This is a genomic window from Aminobacter sp. LjRoot7, assembly GCF_964252895.1.
GTDB classification, from domain to species: Bacteria; Pseudomonadota; Alphaproteobacteria; order Rhizobiales; family Rhizobiaceae; genus Aminobacter; species Aminobacter aminovorans_B.
The window spans coordinates 53,534-74,451 of the sequence record NZ_CAXUPX020000010.1 but is presented as its reverse complement, the minus strand read 5'-3'; the positions used below and the strand labels follow the sequence as shown (position 1 = coordinate 74,451).

Sequence of the window (20,918 nt, the reverse complement as noted above, 5' to 3'; positions counted from 1 at the left end):
TTTGGGAGCAGGGGCGGGACCGGTGGCCCCGTTCAGCTCTCGCGCGCCAGATAGGCCGGCAAATCGGCGATCGAATCGAGCACCACGTCGGCCATGGGCGTCAGTGACTCCCGCGTGCCGGTGCCCGACAGCACGGCGATCGCCAGTGCGCCGCCGGCCTTGGCCATTTCGAGGTCGTGGCGGTTGTCGCCGACCATGGCGATCTCTGATGGCTTCAGGCCGGTGAGGTCGGAAAAGGCGTGGATCGCATCGGGCGCCGGCTTGGGGTTGGCGACGGCGTCATAGCCATAGGCGGCGTCGAACATCTGGGCGATGCCGAGCGAAAGCAGCGTCTTTTCCGCGCCGCCGGTCGAATCGTTGGTGGCGACGCCAAGCCGGAAGCCGGCGCTGTGCAGGCTCGCCAGTGCATCCTTGCTGCCGGGCAGCGGCACGGCCTTGGCCGAGCCCTGTTCGGCCGACACCTGGTCGAACATCCTGATCAGCTCTGAGCGCTCGTCGTCGGTCGCGTCAGGGTACCAGAGCGCCACGATGTCGGCGTTGGTGCCGGCGGCAAAGACCGAATCGGCCTTGAAGCAATGGGCGGTGAAATCGTAGCCGGCTGCTTCCATCAGCGCGGTCGCCCGCGCCTGGTCGCCGTCCGCCGCCTTCAGCGCCATCATTTCGCCGATGGCGAACCACGTTGCCTGGAAATCGACAAGGGTGCCGTCCTTGTCGAAAAGTATGCCCTTGATGCCCCTCAAATCACTCACTCCTCCGACCGTGCGCACCGGCGGAAGGCCGGATGCGCAGGTGCAATGCCAGGGGCGCCGTTCGCGGCTATTGCTCGCGCGGCGCTCTGAGGCGGTGGATATGCTCCACGAGGCCGGCTGTCGAGGAGTCATGACGCGCGGCATTTTCTCGCCCATCCACGACAGGCAACAGCCCGGTGGCCAGTTCCTTGCCGAGTTCGACGCCCCATTGGTCGAAGGCGTTGATGCCGAACAGCTGCGCCTCGACGAAGACGCGGTGCTCGTAAAGCGCGATCAGCCGGCCGAGCATGTAGGGGGTAAGCTTGCGGTAGAGGATCGTCACCGACGGGCGGTTGCCCGAGAAAACGCGGTGCGGTGCGATCTTGTCGACCTCCTCGGGTTTGATGCCCTTGGTTAGCATCTGCCGCCGCGCTTCTTCCAGCGTGCGGCCCTTCATCAGCGCTTCCGACTGCGCCAGGCAGTTGGCGAGGAGCAGGTCATGGTGTTCCTGCAGATCGGGTTCGTGGCCTTCGGCTGCCGCCAGAAATTCGACAGGGATGAAATCGGTGCCCTGGTGCAGCAACTGGAAGAAGGCGTGCTGGCCGTTGGTGCCCGGCTCGCCCCAGACCAGTGGACCCGTCGGCGTCACCACGCCGCCGCCTGAAATCGTCACGCTCTTGCCGTTCGATTCCATGTCTAGCTGCTGCAGATAGGCCGGCAGCCGCGACAGGCGCTGGTCGTAGGGGATGACGGCGCGGGCCGGATAGTTGCACACCACCCGGTGCCAGAAGCCGATCAGCCCCATCAGCACCGGAATGTTCCTGAGCAGCGGTGCGGTTGCGAAATGCTTGTCCATCGCGTGCGCGCCGGCCAGGAATTCGCGGAAACTCTTCGGCCCGATGGCGATCATGATCGGCAGGCCGATCGCCGACCACAGCGAGTAGCGGCCGCCGACCCAGTCCCAGAAGCCGAACACGCGCGAAGGCTCGATGCCGAAGGCGGCCACCTTGTCGAGGGCGGTCGACACGGCGGCGAAATGGCTGCCCACCGCCTTGGCGCCCAGCTTCTCCTCGACCCAGCGGCGCGCGGTGGCGGCGTTGGTCATGGTCTCGACAGTGGTGAAGGTCTTCGATGCGATGATGAACAGCGTCGTCCCTGCGTCGAGGCCCTTCAGCGTGTCGTGGATATGGGCGCCGTCGATGTTGGAGACAAAATGCGCGCGCGGTCCGTCATGATAGGGCGCAAGCGCCAGCGTCGCCATGGCCGGGCCAAGATCGGAGCCGCCGATGCCGATATTGACGATGTCGGTAATCTTCTTGCCGGTGGCACCCGCCGCCTTGCCTGACCGGACATCTTCGGCGAATGCCGACATGGCATCGAGCACGGCGTGCACGTCCGTGGTCACGTCGTGGCCGTCGAGCATCACCGGTTCGCCGCGCGGGTTGCGCAGCGCCGTGTGCAGCACGGCGCGGTCCTCGGTTATGTTGATGCGCTCGCCGGCAAACATCGCGGCACGCCTGCCTTCGAGATCGACCGAATGCGCCAGCTTTTCCAGCAGCGCCATGGTCTCGGCGTCGACGGCGCATTTCGACCAGTCGAGCAGAAGGTCATCGTCGGAGGCGGAAAAATGCTGGAACCGCTTCGGGTCGGAAGCGAATGCCGCCCTGAGGTTCTTCGGTGCGTCCTGATGGTGGCTGCGAAGCGCGGCCAGTGCCGCCTTGAAAGGTTGGTCGATCACCTGGGAACTCCGAAAATGTCAGCTGCTGGCATCATTCTAGCAGACCTTGGGACTCATTGAGAGGCGTCGCGGCGGACTATCGCGGCAAATTTCAATCGATTCAACTGGTGTCATCTGCAACCGCCGCTGGAAAGGTTCACTGGCATAAATCTATAGGATTAGAAAAATTGATTGGTGCAACTGCTTGTGCCAAGGATAGCTTTCTATGGTCCAGCGAAGTCAAAAGACTGGACATGCAGGAAACGTCCCCATGCCACAGCGAAACGATACGGCCATCTGGTCAGGCTTGTTCAGAATTTCGGCGGAATCAGGTCAGACGCTCCAGGCTCAGATCCGGCAGGCGATCGTCGCCGCCATTCTCGACCGTCAGATCGCGGCTTCGATGCCGCTGCCGTCGTGCCGTATCCTCGCCGAAAAACTGGGCGTTGCGCGCGGCACGGTGGTGCTGGCGTTCCAGCAGCTTGTCGACCAGGGCTTCCTCGTTGCGCGCGAGCGCCGTGGCCACTTCGTCAATCCCGAAGTGCTGGCAACGCCGGCCAAGCCGCAGCAGAAGAGTCCCGATCAGGCCAATGAAATCGATTGGAAGGCGCGCCGCCAGATCGCGGCCTCCGACATGCAGCCGCCGGCCAAGCTCGATAACTGGATCAAGTCGTCCTATCCCTTCGTCTACGGCCAGTTCGACCCGACGCTGTTTCCGACCGCCGAATGGCGCGAGTGCAACCGCATGGCGCTGGCGGTGCTCGAAATCCGCAACTGGGCGGCCGACATGGTCGACCGCGACGACCCGCTGCTGATCGAGCAGATCCAGGCGCGTCTGCTGCCGCGTCGCGGCATCTTCGCCAATCCCGACGAGATCATTGTCACGCTTGGCGCCCAGAACGCGCTCTACATGCTCGCCACGCTGCTCATGACCAAGGGCTCCAAGGTGGCGATGGAAGACCCGGGCTATCCCGATGCGCGCTCGATCTTCCGGCTCTCAGGCGCGGACATCGAGCCGGTTCCCGTCGACCATTCAGGCATTGTCACCTCGGCGATCCCGTCCGATGCCGGTTTTGTCTTCGTCACGCCGAGCCATCAGTGCCCGACTATGGTGCCGCTGAGCGCCGAGCGCCGGCAGGACCTTCTGGCGCGTGCCACGCGCAACAACCAGATCATCATCGAGGACGGCTACGACAGCCAGTTGCTCGACGAGGCGCCGCAGCAGGCCTTGAAGAGCCTCGATCGCTCGGGCCGCGTCGTCTATGTCGGCTCGATGTCGAAGACGCTCGCGCCCGGTCTGCGCCTTGGCTACATCGTCGCCTCGGCCGACCTCATCGCGGAGTTGCGTGCGCTGCGTCGCTTCATGTTGCGCCACCCGCCGGCCAACAACCAGCGCGCCGTCGCATTGTTCCTGTCGCTCGGCCACCACGAGGCGCTGGTGCGCCGCCTCTCCACCGCCTTCACCGAGAGGCGCAAGCGATTGGTCCAGGCGATCTCGGCTTTTCTGCCAGAATGGCAGTCTACCGACTCGGCCGGTGGCACCTCGCTGTGGCTCGAAGGACCGCGTGGCACCGACTCGCGCGGGCTCGCGGCAGCGGCCGCGGCACGTTCGGTCATCATCGAGCCGGGCGAGCGCTTCTTCGAGCATTCCGACAAGCCGACGCGCTTCATGCGGCTGGGCATTTCCTCGATTGCCCTGCAGCACATCGAGCCCGGAATCCGCGAATTGGCTACCGCTGCCGGACGTCGGCCCGCCGCTGCTTGAGCCCGCTGCAACGCTGCCCGCCTCTTGGCGCGCGGCGTTGCACCACTTTATCCAGCCTCCAATCCCTGCCTGATTTCAGCTCCGATTTCAGGCCTATCGTCCATGCCGGCCGCCGCTCCGTGCCGCCGCGCATATATGAGCGCTCTGGCATATCCGGCGCAATCTGCTGGCCCATAGTCTGGGCCAATGGACGTTGCATAGTCGCGCAAAGGGAACGAGGCGACACGACGGTGGCATAATCACTGCGGGCCAGCCTCACACGAATTCGGAGGACCTGCATGTCAGTTGCCATCGAAAGCCATGATCTGTCTGCGGAACAACGCTCGCGAAGGTCCGGTGGCAGGGAGGCGCGACGGGCGATGCGCGCCGCTCCGCTGGCCGACGACATCCGCCCGGTGCGGGCCGGCCTGGAGGGCGGCACTTTCAAGGCATTGGGCCAGAACGATCTCGAACGCATCCACGAGGCGGTGCTCACGCTGCTCGAAACCGTCGGCTTCGCCAACGCCATCCCGAGCTGCATCGAGGCGCTGAAACGTGTCGGCGCCAGCTACAGCGACGACGGCCGTATCCGCTTCCCCCGTGCGCTGGTGATGTCGACGATCGAGAATGCCGCCCGCAACTTCACCCTCTGCGGCCAGGATCCCAAGCACGACATGGTGATCCAGGGCAGGCGGGTGCATTACGGCACGGCCGGTGCCGCCGTTCACCTCGTCGACGTCGAAAAGCGCGAATACCGCGAGAGCCTGCTGCAGGACATCTATGACGCCGCCCGCATCGTCGACGGCCTCGACAACATCCACTTCTTCCAGCGCCCGATGGTGCCGCGCGACATTCCCGACCCGCTAGAGATGGACTTCAACACGCTCTATGCCTGCGTCTCAGGCACCTCCAAGCATGTCGGCACCAGCTTCACCGTCCGCGAGAACGTCGCGCCCGCCTTGCAGATGCTCTACGAAATCGCCGGCGGCGAGGAGAATTTCCGCGCCCGGCCGTTCGTCTCCAATTCCAACTGCTTCGTCGTTCCGCCGATGAAGTTCGCCGAGGATGCCTGCGGCGTGCTCGAAGCCTGCGTCGAGGGCGGTATCCCGATTCTTTTGCTCTCCGCTGGCCAGGCAGGCGCCACGGCACCGGCGGCGATCGCCGGCGCGGTTGTCCAGGCCGTCGCCGAGGTGCTCGCCGGTCTCGTCTACGTCAACGCGCTGAAGCCCGGCCATCCCGCCATCTTCGGCACATGGCCCTTCGTCTCCGACCTGCGCACCGGTGCCATGTCCGGCGGATCGGCCGAGCAGGCGCTGCTGACGGCCGCTTGCGCCCAGATGGCCCAGTTCTACGACCTGCCTGGTGGCTCCGCCGCCGGCATGGCCGACTCCAAGCTGCCCGACATTCAGTCCGGCTACGAAAAGGGCATCACCAATGTCATGGCCGGCCTGTCAGGGCTCAATCTGGTCTATGAGTCCGCCGGCATGCATGCCTCGCTGCTCGGCTTCTGCCTGGAAAGCCTGATCATCGACAACGACATGCTGGGCCAATGCCTGCGCTGCGTGCGTGGCATCGAGGTCTCCGATGAGGCGCTGTCCATCGCCACCATCTCGGAAGTCTGCCTCAACGGCCCCGGCCATTATCTCGGAAACGAACAGACGCTCAGGCTGATGCAGACCGAGTATTTCTATCCCGCCGTGGCCGACCGCTTCTCGCCCAAGGAGTGGAACGAGAAGGGCAAGCCCGACCTGCTTGGCAAGGCGATTGTAGAGAAGAGGCGCATCCTCGCCGAACGTTTTCCGCGGCACATCCCGCGCACCCTCGACGACAAGCTGCGCGCCCATTTCGGCGAGCTGATCAAGCTGCCGCGCTCCGGCATGGGCGGGTAGACGACGGCTCGCCGACTAGTCGGCGCTGAGCCCGAAGCGCTCGACGACATCAGGGTTGATAAGCTTGGCATGCAGCGCCAGAAGCACAATCTGGGCATCGAAGCTGTCCTCGGCGTCGAGCGCCGCTTCGATGCGCTGTTCCACCCGCACGGCCATGTCGCCGCCATTGGCACCCGCAAAGCCGTTCGCCCCGGCGACGCAATAGCCGAACAGCTGGGCGATGGGCGCATAGGCCGAGGCTGGCGGCTCGTCCGGCCAATGGTCCTTCATCAGGTTGACGATGGTGAGCTTCACGCCCTCCGGCACCAGCGCCGGATGCAGATCGACCGCGCGCAGGGCGCCATCCAGTTCGCGCAGGTCGCTGGAGCGGCCGAACAGGCCAAGAAAACCGAGGGATGAGCGTCGTCTGGCCATGGCTTGCGTCCGTTGCGTCGGATTCCAGTTAGGCGAGGCGAGGGTGGAATTCAAACATCGTCGGACATTCGTTGGCAGAATTTCCTGACAGCGATGGAATAGCCGCCGATGTCTCCCGTTCCTCCCCGGCAATCAGCAAGATTGTCGAACAGGAGATGACAGATGAAAAAGACCCTCGCCATTCTCGGTGCTCTGATCTTTGCCGCACCGCTGGCGCAGACCCCTGCGCATGCCGACGACGATGTCAGCCGCTTCTTCAAGACGGTTCTTACAGGCGGCAAGAAGTCCGACGGCAAAGGCTGGTCGAACAGCTCGTCGAATTCGTCGAACAACTCGAGTTCCAACCGTTCGTCGAACTCGTCGAACAATTCCAGCTCCAACAGCTCGTCCAATTCGTCCAGCAATTCGAGCTCGAACTCCTCGTCCAATTCCAGCTCGAACTCGAGCTCCAACAGCTCGTCGAACTCCTCGTCCGACGACGATTGATCCCTAGCGGATCGCAGTAAAAGGGCCGGTGGTTCCCCACCGGCCCTTTTTCTTGTGCCTTGAAAAGATGCGCCTCAGCGCTGGGCGCGGGCGGAGCGGCGATACCAGCCGTCAGTGGAGATGGTGTTACGGAAGACGCGGGTACGGTCCGGCTTTTCGTCTTCCCGCTCGGCGCGGATGTCGGCCGAAAGCTCCAGCGCCTTGCGCTCGAAGGAGATGACTTGCGCAATCGGCGCGCCCTTTTCGATGATGTGCAGGCCGTCAGTGCCCGTGGCGAAGAACGGGAAGTGGATCTCGGCCGTGTAGCTGTCGGTGTCGACCACGCCCGAGACGATCTCGAAGATGCCGTTGGGCCGGTTCAGCGGCTGCACGAACAGGCAGCTCCAGCCCGGCGGGGTGCGGATGCTCCAGTAATTGTGGAACTTGCAGGGCGGCAGCGGCGCGCGCGGATTGCCGGCCACCTGGTGGGCGCCGTGGTTGCTGACCAGCGTGCGGTCGAAGTCCCAGGCGGTATCGACCTTCTTGCCGCCGTCCGAGATCTCCATGCGGACAGTTGCCGGCAGCCGGATGATCCAGCCGGCCGTCATGGCGTCGAGAAACGGCATGCAGCGCTTGACCGTCAGGCCGTTGTCGCCGGTCGACAACTTCTCGGGATCGACCGCCGGCAGCTTGCGGAACCAGTCGGGCATGAAGGTCTTGGCCGGCACCGGCGGCGGGATCACGCCGTCGTCTTCGGGGCGGCAGAGAAAGCGTATCGAGCGCGGCTTGGGCGTCAGGAACATTTTGTGTCTCTCCTTGATGGTGGCAGGGAGAACGGGCGGGCAGGGCGTCTATTCCATCGTCCAGGCCGTCTGCGCCGCCATTTTGCGGCGTCGGTTCCGCGTGACTTGACTCCGATCCATTCTGGCGGTAGTTAACAAATATGTTAATTAACAAGTCTGCTAAATAGATGACCGAAGACCACCTCGACGCCACATTCGCCAGCCTCGCCGACCCCACCCGGCGGGCCATCCTTGCCCGGCTCGCTCAGGGCGAGGCGACGGTCAACGAACTGGCCGAGCCGTTCGAGATGAGCCTGCCGGCGATCTCGCGTCATCTCAAGGTGCTGGAGCGTGCCGGTCTCATCAGCCGCGGCCGCGAGGCGCAGTGGCGCCCGTGCCGGCTGGAGGCGGGGCCGCTCAAGGACATCGCCAACTGGGTCGAGCGCTACCGCCGCTTCTGGGATCAGAGCTTCGATCGCATGGCCGACTATCTCAAGGAACTGCAGACGCCCAAGGGAGACCAGGATGACCGCAAGAACTGACACCGTCGCCGCACAGTCGCTTGTCCTCGAATTCTCACGCGTCTTCGATGCGCCGCCGGCGCTCGTCTTCCGCATGTGGTCGAGCCCAGAGCATCTCTGCCGCTGGTGGGGGCCGAAGGGCTTCACGTCGAGCTGCGAAACGCACGAGTTCCGCAACGGTGGCGACTATCACCTGCTGATCCACGGCGACAGCGACAACGGCATGTCCGGCACCTTCCGCGAGATCGTCGAGAACCAGAGGATCGTCTTCACCTTCGCCTGGGATCATGATCCCGACTGGCAGACGCTGGTGACGGTGACGCTGAAGCCTGAAGGCGACGGCACGCGGCTGACCTTCCGCCAGGAGCCGTTCCTCGACGTCGAAACCCGCGACTCGCATCTGGGTGGCTGGGGCGAATGCCTCGATCGCCTGGCCGACGCGCTCGCCGGCCGACCCGTGGTCTGAGCTCTTGCGCGCCGGCTAAAGCTGCCAGCGCGCCGACTGCCCGATTGAAACCGCTGTCACCGATTGTCGTTGTCGATCATCGGACCGACGCGCCATGCGAGGAGAAACGAAGATGCTGAAATCCTATCGCGGCAGTTGCCATTGCGGGGTCGTGCATTTCGAATGCCAGCTCGATCTCGCACCCGAGGGCCAGCGCTCGAAGCCCGAACTGGGCGGCGTCTGGTGGACGTCGAGCTTCCGCTGCAATTGTTCATGGTGCGCCAAGACCCGCTTCTGGAAGAACTTTGCGCGGCCCTCCGGATTCCGTGTCACCTCGGGCGCGGACATGCTGACCGAGTACCGCTTCGGCTCGTCGGCCATTCGCCACACCTTCTGCAGCCGCTGCGGCGTCCATCCCTTCGCCTCGGCCAGCTTCGACATCATGGGCGGTGACTTCTTTGCGGTGAACATCGCCTGCCTCGACGACATCTCGGCCGACGAGCTGGCAGCCGTGCCGATTACCTATGAGGATGGCAAGAACGACGCCTGGGACCGCCCGCCAGCGGTGACCGCCTACCTCTAGCAGCAAGATCCAACCTTCGATCCGTGCATGACGGCCGCCAACCGGCGGCCGATGGGAAACCTGTGTCCAAACGATGGAGAGTGACATGCAGCATGAAATCGTATCGCGAGACGAATGGGTTGCGGCGCGCCGGGCGCTGCTGGCCAAGGAAAAGGCAATGACCAAGGCGCGCGACGCGTTGAGCGCCGAGCGGCGCGACCTGCCGTGGGTCAAGATCGACAAGCAGTATCATTTCGACGGTCCCGAGGGCCAGCTGTCGCTGTCCGACCTGTTCGACGGCCGCAGCCAGCTGTTCATCAAGCATTTCATGATGGCGCCGGGCCAGCAGCACCACTGCGTCGGCTGTTCGTTCGAGATGGACAATGTCGACAGCGTGCTTGTCCACCTCGAGAACCACGACGTCAGCTACGTCGCGGTCACCCGTGCACCGCTTGCCGAAGCCGAGGCGCTGAAGGTGCGCATGGGCTGGAAGGCGCGCTTCGTCTCGTCCTTCCGCAGCGACTTCAACTACGACTTCAACGTCTCCTTCACGCCCGAGCAACTGGCGGCCAAGAAGGCCGTCTACAACTTCGCGCCACTCGATTTCCCTATCGAGGATCTGTCCGGCGACAGCGTCTTCTACAAGGACGACGACGGCCAGATTTACCTGACCTATTCGACCTTTGGCCGCGGCGCCGAGCAGTTTCTCGGCATCTATGGTTTTCTCGATGTGATGCCGAAGGGCCGCGCCGAGAATGGTCCGTTCCACCTGCTCGCCGACTGGGTCAGGCCGCATGACATGTATGGCAAGGGCGGCATGGTCGAGATGACGGGACGCTACCACCCGGCCGACTGCGGCTGCGGCAAGCACGGCTGAGCCGGCGATGTGCTGCGCACTGACAGCGCTGGTCTTCGCCGTGATGGCAACCTGGCGACGCTTGCTGAAGGCGGCGTCCGGTTGTCATCGCGGGCTGCGCTGGTTTGGGGCATTTGCCGCGGCGCTGGCCGTCGGTGTCGGGACAGCTGCCGCCGCGCAGCATCTCGGTCACTACGCCACGCGTGCCGAGACCAACCAGCGCAGCATCCTCGCCGAGATGCTGGCGCAGCCGATCTGCTCCGGCAACGCCGCAAGTGCAGGCGAGCAGCTCGCAATCAGCCTAGACTGACCGCGTCTCGAGCGGTCATTCCCCGCGCCGGTGTCGAGGCGCAAAAGCCCGGGTGTGCCCGAGCGCCTGACGCCCCGCTGCACAGGTGAGGCGGCGAAGCTCAGTTACCGAGGCCTCCGCCCCCAATGCCAAGCGCCTAGTGATTGTCGCGTGGCAGGCCCTTGGTTTGCGCGACGCGCTGGTACTTGACCGCCGGCTTCAGCACCATTCCTTGCGCCAGCTGGTCGACCATGCCGCGCTGGATTTCCTGCCACGGCGTCTGGTGCGCCGGGAAGTGATAGCCGCCATTGTTCTGCAGCTCGGCGCGGCGGCGAGTGATCTCGTCGTCGCTGACCAGAATGTCGGCGGTGCCCTTGCGCAAATCGATGCGCACCCGGTCGCCCGATTTCAGCAGCGCCAGTCCGCCGCCGACGGCGGCTTCCGGCGAGGCATTGAGGATCGACGGCGAACCCGACGTGCCTGACTGGCGGCCATCGCCGATGCAGGGCAGCGAGTGAATGCCGCGCTTGAGCAGGTAGGCCGGCGGCTGCATGTTGACCACCTCGGCGCCGCCGGGATAGCCAACGGGCCCGGCGCCGCGCATGAACAATACCGTGTTCTCGTCGATGTTTTCGGCCGGGTCGTCGATGCGGGCGTGATAATCCTCCGGTCCGTCGAACACTTTTGCCGTGCCTTCGAAGGCTTCGGGATCCCTTGGGTTCGACAGATAGCGGGCGCGGAACTCGGGCGAGATCACGCTCGTCTTCATGATAGCGCTGTCGAACAGATTACCCCTGAGGTTGATGAAGCCGGCGTCCTTCTTCAGCGGGTCGGCAACCGATCGGATGACCTTGGGGTCCATGTTCTCGGTGGCAGCACAATTCTCGCCCATGGTGCGGCCATTGGCGGTGATCACGTTGGGGTGAGGCAAGAGGCCGGCTTTCATCAGCTCGGCGACAACAGCCGGTACGCCGCCGGCATGGTGGTAGTCCTCGCCGAGATATTCGCCGGCCGGCTGCAGATTGACCAGCAGCGGCACGTGGTGGCCGACCTTCTGCCAGTCGTCATTGTCGAGCGGCACGTCGAGATGGCGGGCAATGGCGTTGAGATGGATCGGCGCGTTGGTCGAGCCGCCGATCGCCGAATTGATGACGATGGCATTCTCGAAGGCTTCGCGCGTCATGATGTCGGACGGCTTCAAGTCCTCGTGCACCATGTCGACGATGCGCTTGCCGGTCTCGTAGGAAATCTGGCCACGCTCGCGATAGGGCGCGGGGATCGCCGCCGCGCCGGGCAGCTGCATGCCGAGCGCCTCGGCAAGGCTGTTCATCGTCGTTGCCGTGCCCATGGTGTTGCAGTAGCCGACCGACGGCGCCGAAGAGGCGACGATGTCCATGAACTGGTCGTAGTCGATCTCGCCTGACGACAGCCGCTCGCGCGACTTCCATACGATGGTGCCCGAGCCGGTGCGTTCGCCCTTGTGCCAGCCATTCAGCATCGGCCCGACGGAGAGCGCGATCGCCGGGATGTTGACGGTGGCGGCTGCCATCAGAAGCGCGGGCGCGGTCTTGTCGCAGCCGATGGTCAGCACCACGCCGTCGAGCGGATAGCCATAGAGCACCTCGACGAGGCTGAGATAGGCAAGGTTGCGGTCGAGCGAGGCGGTCGGGCGCTTGCCGGTTTCCTGGATCGGGTGGCAGGGGAACTCGAACGGCACGCCGCCCGCCGCAACAATGCCGTCGCGCACGCGCTTGGCCAGCTCGATGTGGTGGCGGTTGCACGGCGACAGGTCCGAGCCGGTCTGGGCGATGCCGATCAGCGGCTTGCCCGACTGCAGCTCCTCGCGCGTCAGGCCGAAATTCAGGTAGCGCTCGAGATAGAGCGCGGTCATGCCGGGATTGTCGGGATTGTCGAACCACTCCTGCGAACGGAGCTTCTTCGTCGTCTTTGTGCCGGCCATCAATTCCTCCCGAAATCCGGACTTGCATCGTTATGGCAAGGACCAAACCGCTGCAAGAGCGACGAAGGGTGCAGCACGCGGGATGCCGTCGGGCGGTGCAGTGGTGCAACTTTCCAGGGGCAACTGGCCCGGCATGCGAGGCTGTTCTCGCAGCGCGCCGATGATAAGAATGCGCCGCCAGCGTGCAGTGCATTCCACAAGTTAGAGCGAGCAGTGCCTTGATCGACGACCGCCTCTATATCGACCCCGAGCTTGTCCAGTTCTACGACCTCGAGAACGAAGGCGGCGATGACGTCGACTTCATCATGCGCTTCGTCGGCGATGCCAAAAGCGTGCTCGATCTCGGCTGCGGCACCGGCGCGCTGACGGCGATGCTGGCGCCGGGCCGTGCCGTCACCGGTGCCGATCCCGCACCCGCTATGCTCGACGTCGCCCGCAAGCGCCCTGGCGGCGACCGCGTCGAGTGGGTCGGGGGCGATGCCCGCTCGCTGCGTCTCCGCAAGAGCTTCGACCTGGTGATCCTGACCGGTCACGCCTTCCAGGTGTTCCTGACCGCCGAGGAGCAGCGCGCAGCACTCGACACCATCGCCGCCCATCTCGCGCCTAACGGCCGCTTCATCTTCGACAGCCGCAACCCTCGGACGAGGGAGTGGCTGGAATGGGGACCCGACGATTCCAGGCGCACTGTCGCGCATCCAACTTTCGGTGCCGTCGAGGCCTGGAACGATGCCGTCCGGGACGAGGCGACTGGTATCGTCACCTACGACACCTTCTACCGCGTGCCGGCTGACGGGCGGCTGTTCCATGCTCAGTCGCGCATCGCCTTTCCGGCGCAGGAGGCGCTCGCCGAAATGATCGCCGCAGCGGGGCTCGTCGTCGACCGCTGGCTCGGCAGCTGGCAGGGCGCGCTTTATGCGTCCGACATGGGCGAGATCATCCCGATCGGCCGCAGGGGCTGACCTCGGGCGCCGCAATGGACAAGCGCCGGAGGCTGCGTTACCCCTCAAGGATCGGCATTCGGGAGGATTTCGCATGGCTCTGGTGATCGAAGGCGAAGAAAAGATCGCAGCCCCCATCGACGTGGTGTGGAAGGCGCTCAACGATCCCGCCGTGCTCAAGGAGAGCATCCCCGGCTGCGAGAGCCTCGAGATGTCCTCCCCGACCGAGATGGCCGCCAAGGTGGTGCTCAAGATCGGCCCGATCAAGGCGACCTTCACCGGCGAGGTGACGCTGAAGAACCTCAAGCCGCCGCACTCCTACACCATCGTTGGCGAAGGCAAGGGCGGCATCGCCGGCTTCGCCAAGGGCGGCGCCGACGTCACGCTGACCGAGGACGGGCCTGGCGCCACGATCCTCAAATACGAGGCCAAGGCCGATGTCGGCGGCAAGATCGCCCAGCTCGGCAGCCGCCTGATCACCTCGACTTCGAAGAAACTAGCCGGGCAGTTTTTCTCGACTTTTGGCGAGAAGGTGGGGGGAGCGTAGCAGAATTTCCCTCGCCCCGTTTACGGGGAGAGGGTGGCCCGGAGGGCCGGGTGAGGGGCAGCGCCAAGTCCTGCTGGATCGAGCCGCCCCTCATCCGGCTGCGCCACCTTCTCCCCGTAAACGGGGCGAAGGGTCCAAGCTTATTCACTGCCACGCCCCGTTTCCGGTCTGGCCATTTGTCAAAGAACACTCCCGCTTGGGGAGATAGTTCGGGAAGCGGGGCGCGAGGCCGTGCCTTCCGATTGATTAGTAGTGGCGCGAACTCGCGCCCCGCTCGGTGTCTGTCCCAAGGTTGGCCGGTCACAGCGCCGCTCCATGTACATTCCATGGACAATCGCCGCGGCTTCTCCGCATCTCCCTGCCGCGCCATGTCCATTTGCGGAACAAGGCACCGGAAAACGCCGACCTGTCGTCGGGCCCTCGGAGCCACGGCTACCGATACCGTGGCGGGAGGTCACCGCCGCCCTCCCTGATACCCGGTGCGCACCAGGTCCCGTAAGGGCGATGGGGGAATGATACGGGAGGTGGCGAGGGCGTGGAGAAATGGGCGCGGCTATCCACGGGGGCTGGTGACAGATGGTGACAGCGGGGCTGACGGTCTGGCGCTGCCCTACGAAGCCAACCTTTGCTGTCGCGATCCTTCGCACCCCCCTCTGGCCTGCCGGCCATCTCCCCCACAAGGAGGGAGATCATGCCTTCATCGGCGCCTCTCCCAATCACAGACGTTGCGACGCTACTCCGTGTTCCTTGCCACCTCGCAGAATGGGCGCCGCCGGCGACGCGACTAATCTCCCTCCTTGTGGGGGAGATGGTCGGCAGGCCAGAGGGGGGTGGGAAGGATCGCGGCGGAGGCGATCTGCGGGAGTTTTCGCGTGGCGATTGGTGTTCAGAAATTCCTGAGCGCGGAAAACCTCTCCACGCCTCGCAATCCAAACCCACCGCCCCTCACGCCGCCGCAACCGGCGCCGTCTCCCTGAACTTTAGACCAAGCACCACCGGCACGCTGAGCGCATAGAGGGCGATGACGGAGAGCCAGATCGCGCCGGGCCATTGGGAGCGGACGAGGAAGTAGAAGCTGGAGAAGGCCAGCGGTGCCACGATCGAGGCCAGGCTGAGGGCCGAGGCGAGCACACCCTGGAACTGCCCTTGCTGGCTCTCGTCGACCTGCCGGGTGGCGAGCGACTGCAAGGCGGGAACACCGATGCCGCCGAGGGCGAAGAGCGGCATGATGGCGAAGATCATCCAGCCCTCGGTGGCGAAGGCCATGCCGGCAAGTGCTGTGCAGGCGCAGGCGATGCCAACCAGGATGGCTGTGCGCTCGCCGAGCAGCTTGACCGCGGGGCCGGGGAGAAAGGCCTGGGCAAGCGCCTGGCAGACGCCGAACGTGCCGAGCGACAGGCCGATCCACAGCCCGTTCCACCGGAAGGCATCGCTGCCCCACAGCGCCCAGGAGGTGCCATAGGCCTCGCCGGTGGCGCTGAAGATGAAGAAGACCGAGATGACGGGCAAAAGGTTCTTCATGGAAAACAGCCAGCGCAGCGGCTTAAGCGGATTGAGCGCGGCGAGGTCGATCTTCTCGCGGCTGGGTTTTCGCGACTCCGGCAGGACGAAGAATGCCAGCAGGAGGTTACAGGCGTTGAGCAGGGCGGCCGCGATGAAGGGCAGGCGCAGCCAGTGGTCGCCGAGCACACCACCCAGCACCGGCCCGATGATGAAGCCTATGCCGAACATGGCGTTGAACAGGCCGAAGCGGCGGGCGCGCTGATGCTCGGGCGAAATGTCTGTGATGTAGGCCGTCGCGACCGAGACGTTGGCGCTGGTCAGCCCAGCAATGGCGCGGCCGAGCAAGAGCATCCAGAGGCTCGGCGCGAAAGCCAGGAACAGGTAGTTGATCGCCGCACCGGCGAGCGAAATCAAGAGCACCGGGCGGCGGCCAAGCCGGTCGCTGAGCGAACCGAGGACCGGTGCGAAGACGAACTGCATCGCGGCGTAGAGCGTCGTCATGACGCCGATATAGGCGGCGACATTTTCGGCGTGGGTGACGTCGCGCAAAAGCGCGGGCAGGATCGGGAAGATGAGGCCGATGCCGATGGCATCGAGGACGACGGCAACAAAGATGACGATGAGCGGCTTGCTCATGGCGGACTCCAATTGATGCAAGCGTGCAGCGGCGCCTCGCGCCGATGGGGCTCGCAATGGGGCCTGATCGATGTCAGGCGGGATGATTTTCGGGAGACGCTGGCGACCCGCGCTCGAAACGGCTTGGGTGCTTATGCTTGACCGCCTGGACGACTATTCGTCCACCTGTCTACTCCGCCACTGAGCGGATCAAGGGAAGCGGTCGCTTTTCGCGACGGGTTCCCTTTACGTCATGTGGTGGCGGGCGGCAAGAGGGAGGCGTTGGCACAGCCTAGGTGACAACTCCGCTGCGTTGCCATGGCATGTAGTTGACTGAAGAGAATATACGAAGCATATATGGTCCGTATATTCATTTCAGGAGACGTTCATGGGCATCGTGAAAATCGACGAGGAGCTGCATGAGGAAGTCAGGCGGGCGAGCACGGTGATGTGCCGCTCGATCAACGCACAGGCCGAGTTCTGGATGAAGGTCGGCATGCTCGCGGAGGCCAATCCGACCCTGTCGTTCAACGAGATCGTCAAGATGCAGTTTGCGGCAGCACAGATGCATGTCCGGGATCTGGCGGTCGCCTGAGATGGTCAAGACACCGGACGAACTGGCGCTGATGCGCGTGGCGGGCAGGATGCTGGCGTCGGTGTTCGAGATGCTGGACGGGCAGGAGCTGGCCGGCATGTCGACTTTGCAGGTCAACGATCTTGTCGAGCGCTTCATCACTGTCGATCTCGCCGCGCGTCCGGCGAGCAAGGGGCAGTACGGTTTCAAGCATGTGCTGAACTGCTCGATCAATCACGTCGTCTGCCACGGCGTGCCCGATGGGCAGGAAATCATCCAGGACGGCGACATCGTCAATTTCGACATCACGCTGGAAAAAGGCGGCTACATCGCCGATTCGAGCAAGACCTACCTGGTCGGCAACGCCCCGGTCGCGGCGACGCGGCTGGTGCGGGTGGCGCAGGAGGCGATGTGGAAAGGCATCAGGCAGGTCCGGCCGGGAGCGTATCTCGGCGACATCGGTTTTGCCATCGAGCGGCATGCCAAGCGGAACGGCTATTCGGTGGTGCGGGAATATTGCGGCCACGGCATCGGCCGCGAGATGCACGAGGAACCGCAGGTGCTGAATTTCGGCCGGCCGGGTACGGGCATGGAGCTGCGCGAGGGCATGGTCTTCACCATCGAGCCGATGGTCAACCAAGGCACTCGCAAGGTCGCGACCGAAAGCGACGGATGGACCGTCGTGACAGGCGACCGGAAACTCTCGGCCCAGTTCGAACATACGGTTGCCGTGACAGCGACCGGCGTCGAGGTGTTGACGCTGCGCCGCGACGAGGCACGGATGCTGCAAGGCCGGGCGTGATTGCTGGTCGGCACGTGCTGGGAACGGGATCAAGACGGGTGGCAAGCCTGCATTGACGTGGAACCGCATTTGACGCCGGCCTGACCGGGGCGACGCAGGACCAGCCCGCATTGACGCCGGAACGGCGCTGGGGCAGTGACGCTGCGTTCATGGCGGCGGTGCGATGTCTTCCTTCTCCCTTGCGATCTTCGACTACGATGGAACGCTGGCCGACAGTTTTCCGTGGTTCTGCTCGGTGCTCAACCAGACCGCGCGGCAGTTCGGCTTTCGCGAGGTGGCGGAGGACGAGATCGACGAGTTGCGGGCGCTTGGAACGCGCGAGATCGTTGCCCGCCTGGGCGTCGCCAAATGGAAGCTGCCGGCGATCGCCATGCACATGCGCAAATTGAGCGCCGAAAGTCGCGACGCGGTGGCGCTGTTCCCTGGGGCCGATGCCATGCTTGCGAGCCTTGCCGCAAGCAACATCAGGGTTGCCATCGTCAGCTCCAACGCGGAACAAACCATCCGCCGGACGCTCGGGCTGGCCGCGGTTCATGTCAGCCACTTCCAGTGCGGCGCCTCCCTCTGGGGCAAGGGGGCGATGTTCAAGGCCGTCATCAAGCGCCTCGGCGCCGACAAGGGGCGCACCATCGCCATCGGCGACGAGGTTCGCGACATCGAGGCCGCACGAGGCGCCGGCATCGCCGCGGGCGCGGTGACCTTCGGCTACAATGCGGCTGCGACCTTGCGCGCCCACGAGCCCGACCTGGTGTTTGACGATTATGCCGAGCTGGTCGCGAAGCTGACGGCCTGAGTGGATCGCGACGTTCTTGAAGTCTCTACCGGTCGCGTCATGCACCGAGAAGTGCTGGTTGCGCGGCGTGCGGTGTGGCATGCGATCGGATGTCGAGCCGGCGGACGCGAAACAAAACGGCCACCGTGCTTCCACGGTGGCCGTTTTCGTTCGGATGAAGCCTAGCCTCAGCCCCGGAGTTCGCGCCTGAGGATCTTGCCGACATTGGTCTTCGGCAGTTCGGTGCGGAACTCGATGTATTTCGGCCGCTTGTAGCCGGTCAGGTTTTCGCGGCAGTAGGCGATCAGCGTCTCGACGGTCAGGTCGGGGTCCTTGCGCACCACGAACAGTTTCGGCACTTCACCCGAATGCTCGTCCGGCACGCCGACGGCCGCGACCTCGAGCACGCCGGGGTGCTGGGCGACGACGTCCTCAAGCTCGTTGGGATAGACGTTGAAGCCCGAGACCAGGATCATGTCCTTCTTGCGGTCGACGATCTTGGTGAAGCCGCGCTCGTCCATGAAGCCCATGTCGCCCGACTTGAAGAAGCCGTCAGAGGTCATCACCTTGGCGGTCTCGTCGGGGCGGTTCCAGTAGCCGGCCATGACCTGCGGGCCCCTGATGCAGATCTCGCCGACCTCGCCGAGCGGCATGTCGTTGTCGTTCTCGTCGCGGATGGCGATGTCGGTCGAGGGCAGGGGCAGGCCGATCGTGCCGGTGAAGTCAGGCGACGAGCACTTGTTGGCGGTCGCCACCGGCGAGGTTTCCGACAGGCCGTAGCCTTCGGTGATGTGGTTGCCGGTTGCCTTCTTCCAGCGCTCGGCCACCGGCCGCTGCACCGCCATGCCGCCGCCTAGCGACAGGATCAGGCCCGAGAAGTCGAGCTTTCGGAAGTCCTCGTTGTTGGTCAGCGCGTTGAACAGCGTGTTGAGGCCGGGGAAGATGTTGAATTGGAACTTGCCCAGTTCCTTGACGAAGCCGGGGATGTCGCGCGGATTGGGGATCAGCACGTTGAGCGCGCCCTGCTGCATGCCCATCAGCGCGTTCACCGTGAGTGCGAAGATGTGGTAGAGCGGCAGCGCGCAGATGAAGGTCAGGTGCGGCGGCTTCGGACGCACCGAGTAGGCGTCCTCCACCCACAGCGCCAGCTGGGCGACATTGGCGAGCACGTTGGAGTGGATCAGCATCGCGCCCTTGGAAACGCCGGTTGTGCCGCCGGTATATTGCAGGAAGGCGATGTCGGAGGCAGCGACTGTTGCCGGCTTGAAGCTGAGGCCGGCACCTTCTTTGAGCGCCGTCATGAACTTGACGTGGCCGGGCAGAGACCAGGCCGGCACCAGCTTCTTGACCTTGCGCACGACGAGATTGACCAACAGGCCCTTGAGCCCGAGCATCTCGCCCATCGAGGCGACGACGACATGCTTGACCTCGGTCTTGGCGATGACGGCCTGCAGCGTGGTGGCAAAGTTCTCCAGGATGATGATGGCCTGGGCGCCGGAGTCCTTCAGCTGGTGCTCGAGTTCGCGCGGCGTGTAGAGCGGGTTTACGTTCACCACCGTGTAGCCGGCGCGCAGGATCGCCATCATCGCGACCGGGTATTGCAGGACGTTCGGCATCATGATGGCGACGCGGGCACCCTTGGCGAGGCCCTTCGACTGCAGCCAGGCGGCAAAGGCCGTCGACATGCGCTCGAGCTCGCCATAGCTCAGCGACTTGCCCATGCACGAAAAGGCCGGGCGGCCGGCATACTGGCGGCAGGCTTCGGTCAAGAGATCGCCGATCGAGCTGTAGGCCAGCGGCGGCATTTCGGCCGGAACGTTGGCCGGATAGCTCTTCAGCCATGGCTTGTCGCCGGACCTTGCTGCTGCCTTGGCGGGCGCAGCGGCCTTTGCCGCCGGTGCTGCCTTCGCGGCCGGGGCGGCTGCAGCCTTGGCGGCAGGTTTTGCCGCCGCTGACTTTGCCGCGGGCTTCGCCTTGGCAACGGGCTTGGGCGTTTCAGCAATTTTTGCCGGAGCGGCGGCTGCGGGCGCCGATGCCGCGACCTTCGACGCGGCGGGCTTTGCGGCAGCCGGTTTTGCGGCGGCGGTCTTCGCCTTGGCCGGAGTGGCCTTTGCAGCCGGCTTCGGTGCTGCGGCCTTTGCCTTGGCCGGGGCGGCTTCGGTCTTGGTTGTGGGCTTCGCGGCCGCAGGCTTTGAAGCTGCTGGCTTGGGTGCAGCCGGTTTTGCTGCAGCTGGCTTCGGCGCTGCGGCCTTTGCCTTGGCCGGAGCGGCTTCGCTCTTGGTTGCAGGCTTCGCGACTGCTGGTTTGGATGCGGCAGGCTTCGCTTCGGTTTTCTGAGCCGGCTTGGCGGCTGGCTTGCTCGATGGGCCCGCGGGCTTTGGCGCGGCGGCAGCCTTTGCCGGCTTCGGAGCCGCTGCCTTGGCAGGTGCCGGCTTGGACGCGGCGGCCTTGGCTGCGGGTTTGGTTTCGGGCTTGTTCGTATCGGCTGGCTTGGCGGCCGCCTTTGTGGTTGCGGTCTTTGCCGTGCTTGCCTTGCCGGTCGATTTAGCCAATGCAGCCTCCCTGGTTGTTCTTGTTTTCCGGCGTTGATGGTCCGCCGGCTTTCGCCCTCGTCCACGTCGCAGCGCCGCAAGAACAGTGCCGCGTCGGGGCATGTTGTAGTTGTTTGTATTGCGAGCTGACGTTAACGGCAAGTATCACCCAACGTCACCTCGCAGAACGAATTTTAGGATTCGCAGTTATAGCGGCCCGATCCAGCAACAGCGCCGCAATTGCCATCGGCCGCGATGATAAAA

The 20,918-nt window shown here is 64.5% G+C and carries 20 protein-coding genes; 13 read left to right on the top strand and 7 right to left on the bottom strand.

Annotated elements, in window-relative coordinates; genetic code table 11:
- Window positions 1–32 precede the first annotated feature (32 nt).
- Both ACSQ3E_RS24065 and pgi read right to left on the bottom strand, forming a co-directional pair.
- Complete coding sequence (locus ACSQ3E_RS24065; protein WP_436124694.1) at window positions 33–740, bottom strand: HAD family hydrolase; 708 nt, start codon at window positions 738–740, stop codon at window positions 33–35.
- Window positions 741–816: 76 nt separating this feature from the next.
- On the bottom strand, window positions 817–2,466 hold the full coding sequence (gene pgi, locus ACSQ3E_RS24060) for a glucose-6-phosphate isomerase (protein ID WP_436124593.1): 1,650 nt from the start codon (window positions 2,464–2,466) through the stop codon (window positions 817–819).
- A 250-nt stretch (window positions 2,467–2,716) separates the two neighbouring features.
- Between pgi and ACSQ3E_RS24055 the strand changes: the two genes are divergently transcribed.
- Both ACSQ3E_RS24055 and ACSQ3E_RS24050 read left to right on the top strand, forming a co-directional pair.
- Complete coding sequence (locus ACSQ3E_RS24055; protein ID WP_436124592.1) at window positions 2,717–4,210, top strand: PLP-dependent aminotransferase family protein; 1,494 nt, start codon at window positions 2,717–2,719, stop codon at window positions 4,208–4,210.
- 278 nt (window positions 4,211–4,488) lie between these two features.
- Window positions 4,489–6,078: a trimethylamine methyltransferase family protein gene (locus ACSQ3E_RS24050; RefSeq protein WP_436124591.1), complete on the top strand. Its 1,590-nt coding sequence runs from the start codon at window positions 4,489–4,491 to the stop codon at window positions 6,076–6,078.
- A gap of 15 nt (window positions 6,079–6,093) precedes the next feature.
- Here ACSQ3E_RS24050 and ACSQ3E_RS24045 read toward each other — a convergent pair whose 3' ends face one another.
- Complete coding sequence (locus ACSQ3E_RS24045; protein WP_436124590.1) at window positions 6,094–6,492, bottom strand: hypothetical protein; 399 nt, start codon at window positions 6,490–6,492, stop codon at window positions 6,094–6,096.
- A 162-nt stretch (window positions 6,493–6,654) separates the two neighbouring features.
- Here ACSQ3E_RS24045 and ACSQ3E_RS24040 point away from each other — a divergent pair, with 162 nt between their 5' ends.
- The gene (locus ACSQ3E_RS24040) at window positions 6,655–6,978 is read left to right on the top strand and encodes a hypothetical protein (protein ID WP_436124589.1); all 324 of its coding nucleotides are present in this window, start codon (window positions 6,655–6,657) and stop codon (window positions 6,976–6,978) included.
- Window positions 6,979–7,052: 74 nt separating this feature from the next.
- On the opposite strand, the gene ACSQ3E_RS24035 is transcribed toward ACSQ3E_RS24040, so the two are convergent.
- Entirely contained in the window at window positions 7,053–7,760 is a 708-nt protein-coding gene (locus ACSQ3E_RS24035; RefSeq protein ID WP_436124588.1) for a DUF6065 family protein, read from the bottom strand.
- Window positions 7,761–7,927: 167 nt separating this feature from the next.
- Between ACSQ3E_RS24035 and ACSQ3E_RS24030 the strand changes: the two genes are divergently transcribed.
- The 5 genes from ACSQ3E_RS24030 (at window position 7,928) to ACSQ3E_RS24010 (ending at window position 10,433) form a co-directional block, all read left to right on the top strand.
- Window positions 7,928–8,281: an ArsR/SmtB family transcription factor gene (locus ACSQ3E_RS24030; protein ID WP_436124587.1), complete on the top strand. Its 354-nt coding sequence runs from the start codon at window positions 7,928–7,930 to the stop codon at window positions 8,279–8,281.
- A complete protein-coding gene (locus ACSQ3E_RS24025) occupies window positions 8,265–8,726 on the top strand; it encodes an SRPBCC family protein (protein WP_436124586.1) in 462 nt (153 codons plus the stop codon). The genes ACSQ3E_RS24030 and ACSQ3E_RS24025 overlap by 17 nt, the downstream gene beginning before the upstream one ends.
- A gap of 112 nt (window positions 8,727–8,838) precedes the next feature.
- The gene (locus ACSQ3E_RS24020; RefSeq protein ID WP_436124585.1) at window positions 8,839–9,288 is read left to right on the top strand and encodes a GFA family protein; all 450 of its coding nucleotides are present in this window, start codon (window positions 8,839–8,841) and stop codon (window positions 9,286–9,288) included.
- An 85-nt stretch (window positions 9,289–9,373) separates the two neighbouring features.
- Complete coding sequence (locus ACSQ3E_RS24015) at window positions 9,374–10,144, top strand: DUF899 domain-containing protein (protein WP_436124584.1); 771 nt, start codon at window positions 9,374–9,376, stop codon at window positions 10,142–10,144.
- Window positions 10,145–10,151: 7 nt separating this feature from the next.
- Window positions 10,152–10,433 (top strand): hypothetical protein, encoded by a 282-nt coding sequence (locus ACSQ3E_RS24010; protein ID WP_436124583.1) that lies wholly within the window; start codon window positions 10,152–10,154, stop codon window positions 10,431–10,433.
- Window positions 10,434–10,569: 136 nt separating this feature from the next.
- Here the strand turns inward: ACSQ3E_RS24010 and ACSQ3E_RS24005 are convergent, their stop codons facing one another.
- Window positions 10,570–12,372, bottom strand: coding sequence for an IlvD/Edd family dehydratase (locus ACSQ3E_RS24005; RefSeq protein ID WP_436124582.1), 1,803 nt, complete (start codon window positions 12,370–12,372; stop codon window positions 10,570–10,572).
- A 218-nt stretch (window positions 12,373–12,590) separates the two neighbouring features.
- Here ACSQ3E_RS24005 and ACSQ3E_RS24000 point away from each other — a divergent pair, with 218 nt between their 5' ends.
- Window positions 12,591–13,331 (top strand): class I SAM-dependent methyltransferase, encoded by a 741-nt coding sequence (locus tag ACSQ3E_RS24000; RefSeq protein ID WP_436124581.1) that lies wholly within the window; start codon window positions 12,591–12,593, stop codon window positions 13,329–13,331.
- A 73-nt stretch (window positions 13,332–13,404) separates the two neighbouring features.
- Complete coding sequence (locus tag ACSQ3E_RS23995; protein ID WP_436124580.1) at window positions 13,405–13,857, top strand: SRPBCC family protein; 453 nt, start codon at window positions 13,405–13,407, stop codon at window positions 13,855–13,857.
- 945 nt (window positions 13,858–14,802) lie between these two features.
- Here ACSQ3E_RS23995 and ACSQ3E_RS23990 read toward each other — a convergent pair.
- Complete coding sequence (locus ACSQ3E_RS23990; RefSeq protein WP_436124579.1) at window positions 14,803–15,996, bottom strand: TCR/Tet family MFS transporter; 1,194 nt, start codon at window positions 15,994–15,996, stop codon at window positions 14,803–14,805.
- Window positions 15,997–16,363: 367 nt separating this feature from the next.
- On the opposite strand from ACSQ3E_RS23990, the gene ACSQ3E_RS23985 reads away from it, so the two are divergent.
- From ACSQ3E_RS23985 to ACSQ3E_RS23975, 3 genes are all read left to right on the top strand, one after another.
- Window positions 16,364–16,570 carry a ParD-like family protein gene (locus tag ACSQ3E_RS23985; protein WP_436124578.1) on the top strand — a complete coding sequence of 69 codons (207 nt, stop codon included), beginning with the start codon at window positions 16,364–16,366 and terminating at the stop codon, window positions 16,568–16,570.
- Between the two features lies 1 nt (window position 16,571).
- Entirely contained in the window at window positions 16,572–17,351 is a 780-nt protein-coding gene (map, locus tag ACSQ3E_RS23980; RefSeq protein WP_436124693.1) for a type I methionyl aminopeptidase, read from the top strand.
- A gap of 163 nt (window positions 17,352–17,514) precedes the next feature.
- Window positions 17,515–18,144: an HAD-IA family hydrolase gene (locus ACSQ3E_RS23975; protein ID WP_436124577.1), complete on the top strand. Its 630-nt coding sequence runs from the start codon at window positions 17,515–17,517 to the stop codon at window positions 18,142–18,144.
- Window positions 18,145–18,311: 167 nt separating this feature from the next.
- On the opposite strand, the gene ACSQ3E_RS23970 is transcribed toward ACSQ3E_RS23975, so the two are convergent.
- Entirely contained in the window at window positions 18,312–20,675 is a 2,364-nt protein-coding gene (locus tag ACSQ3E_RS23970) for a long-chain fatty acid--CoA ligase (RefSeq protein WP_436124576.1), read from the bottom strand.
- Window positions 20,676–20,918 lie beyond the last annotated feature (243 nt).

Excerpts from the sequence above, each read along its gene's own strand:
- ACSQ3E_RS24035 (WP_436124588.1), bottom strand. The coding sequence starts at position 7,760 with ATGTTCCTGACGCCCAAGCCGCGCTCGATACGCTTTCTCTGCCGCCCC.
- ACSQ3E_RS24030 (WP_436124587.1), top strand. The coding sequence starts at position 7,928 with ATGACCGAAGACCACCTCGACGCCACATTCGCCAGCCTCGCCGACCCC.
- ACSQ3E_RS23990 (WP_436124579.1), bottom strand. The coding sequence starts at position 15,996 with ATGAGCAAGCCGCTCATCGTCATCTTTGTTGCCGTCGTCCTCGATGCC.
- ACSQ3E_RS23975 (WP_436124577.1), top strand. The coding sequence starts at position 17,515 with ATGTCTTCCTTCTCCCTTGCGATCTTCGACTACGATGGAACGCTGGCC.
- ACSQ3E_RS24055 (WP_436124592.1), top strand. The coding sequence starts at position 2,717 with ATGCCACAGCGAAACGATACGGCCATCTGGTCAGGCTTGTTCAGAATT.
- ACSQ3E_RS24005 (WP_436124582.1), bottom strand. The coding sequence starts at position 12,372 with ATGGCCGGCACAAAGACGACGAAGAAGCTCCGTTCGCAGGAGTGGTTC.
- ACSQ3E_RS24045 (WP_436124590.1), bottom strand. The coding sequence starts at position 6,492 with ATGGCCAGACGACGCTCATCCCTCGGTTTTCTTGGCCTGTTCGGCCGC.
- ACSQ3E_RS23985 (WP_436124578.1), top strand. The coding sequence starts at position 16,364 with ATGGGCATCGTGAAAATCGACGAGGAGCTGCATGAGGAAGTCAGGCGG.
- ACSQ3E_RS24015 (WP_436124584.1), top strand. The coding sequence starts at position 9,374 with ATGCAGCATGAAATCGTATCGCGAGACGAATGGGTTGCGGCGCGCCGG.
- ACSQ3E_RS24025 (WP_436124586.1), top strand. The coding sequence starts at position 8,265 with ATGACCGCAAGAACTGACACCGTCGCCGCACAGTCGCTTGTCCTCGAA.
- map (WP_436124693.1), top strand. The coding sequence starts at position 16,572 with ATGGTCAAGACACCGGACGAACTGGCGCTGATGCGCGTGGCGGGCAGG.
- ACSQ3E_RS24010 (WP_436124583.1), top strand. The coding sequence starts at position 10,152 with ATGTGCTGCGCACTGACAGCGCTGGTCTTCGCCGTGATGGCAACCTGG.
- ACSQ3E_RS24050 (WP_436124591.1), top strand. The coding sequence starts at position 4,489 with ATGTCAGTTGCCATCGAAAGCCATGATCTGTCTGCGGAACAACGCTCG.
- ACSQ3E_RS24040 (WP_436124589.1), top strand. The coding sequence starts at position 6,655 with ATGAAAAAGACCCTCGCCATTCTCGGTGCTCTGATCTTTGCCGCACCG.
- ACSQ3E_RS23995 (WP_436124580.1), top strand. The coding sequence starts at position 13,405 with ATGGCTCTGGTGATCGAAGGCGAAGAAAAGATCGCAGCCCCCATCGAC.
- ACSQ3E_RS24020 (WP_436124585.1), top strand. The coding sequence starts at position 8,839 with ATGCTGAAATCCTATCGCGGCAGTTGCCATTGCGGGGTCGTGCATTTC.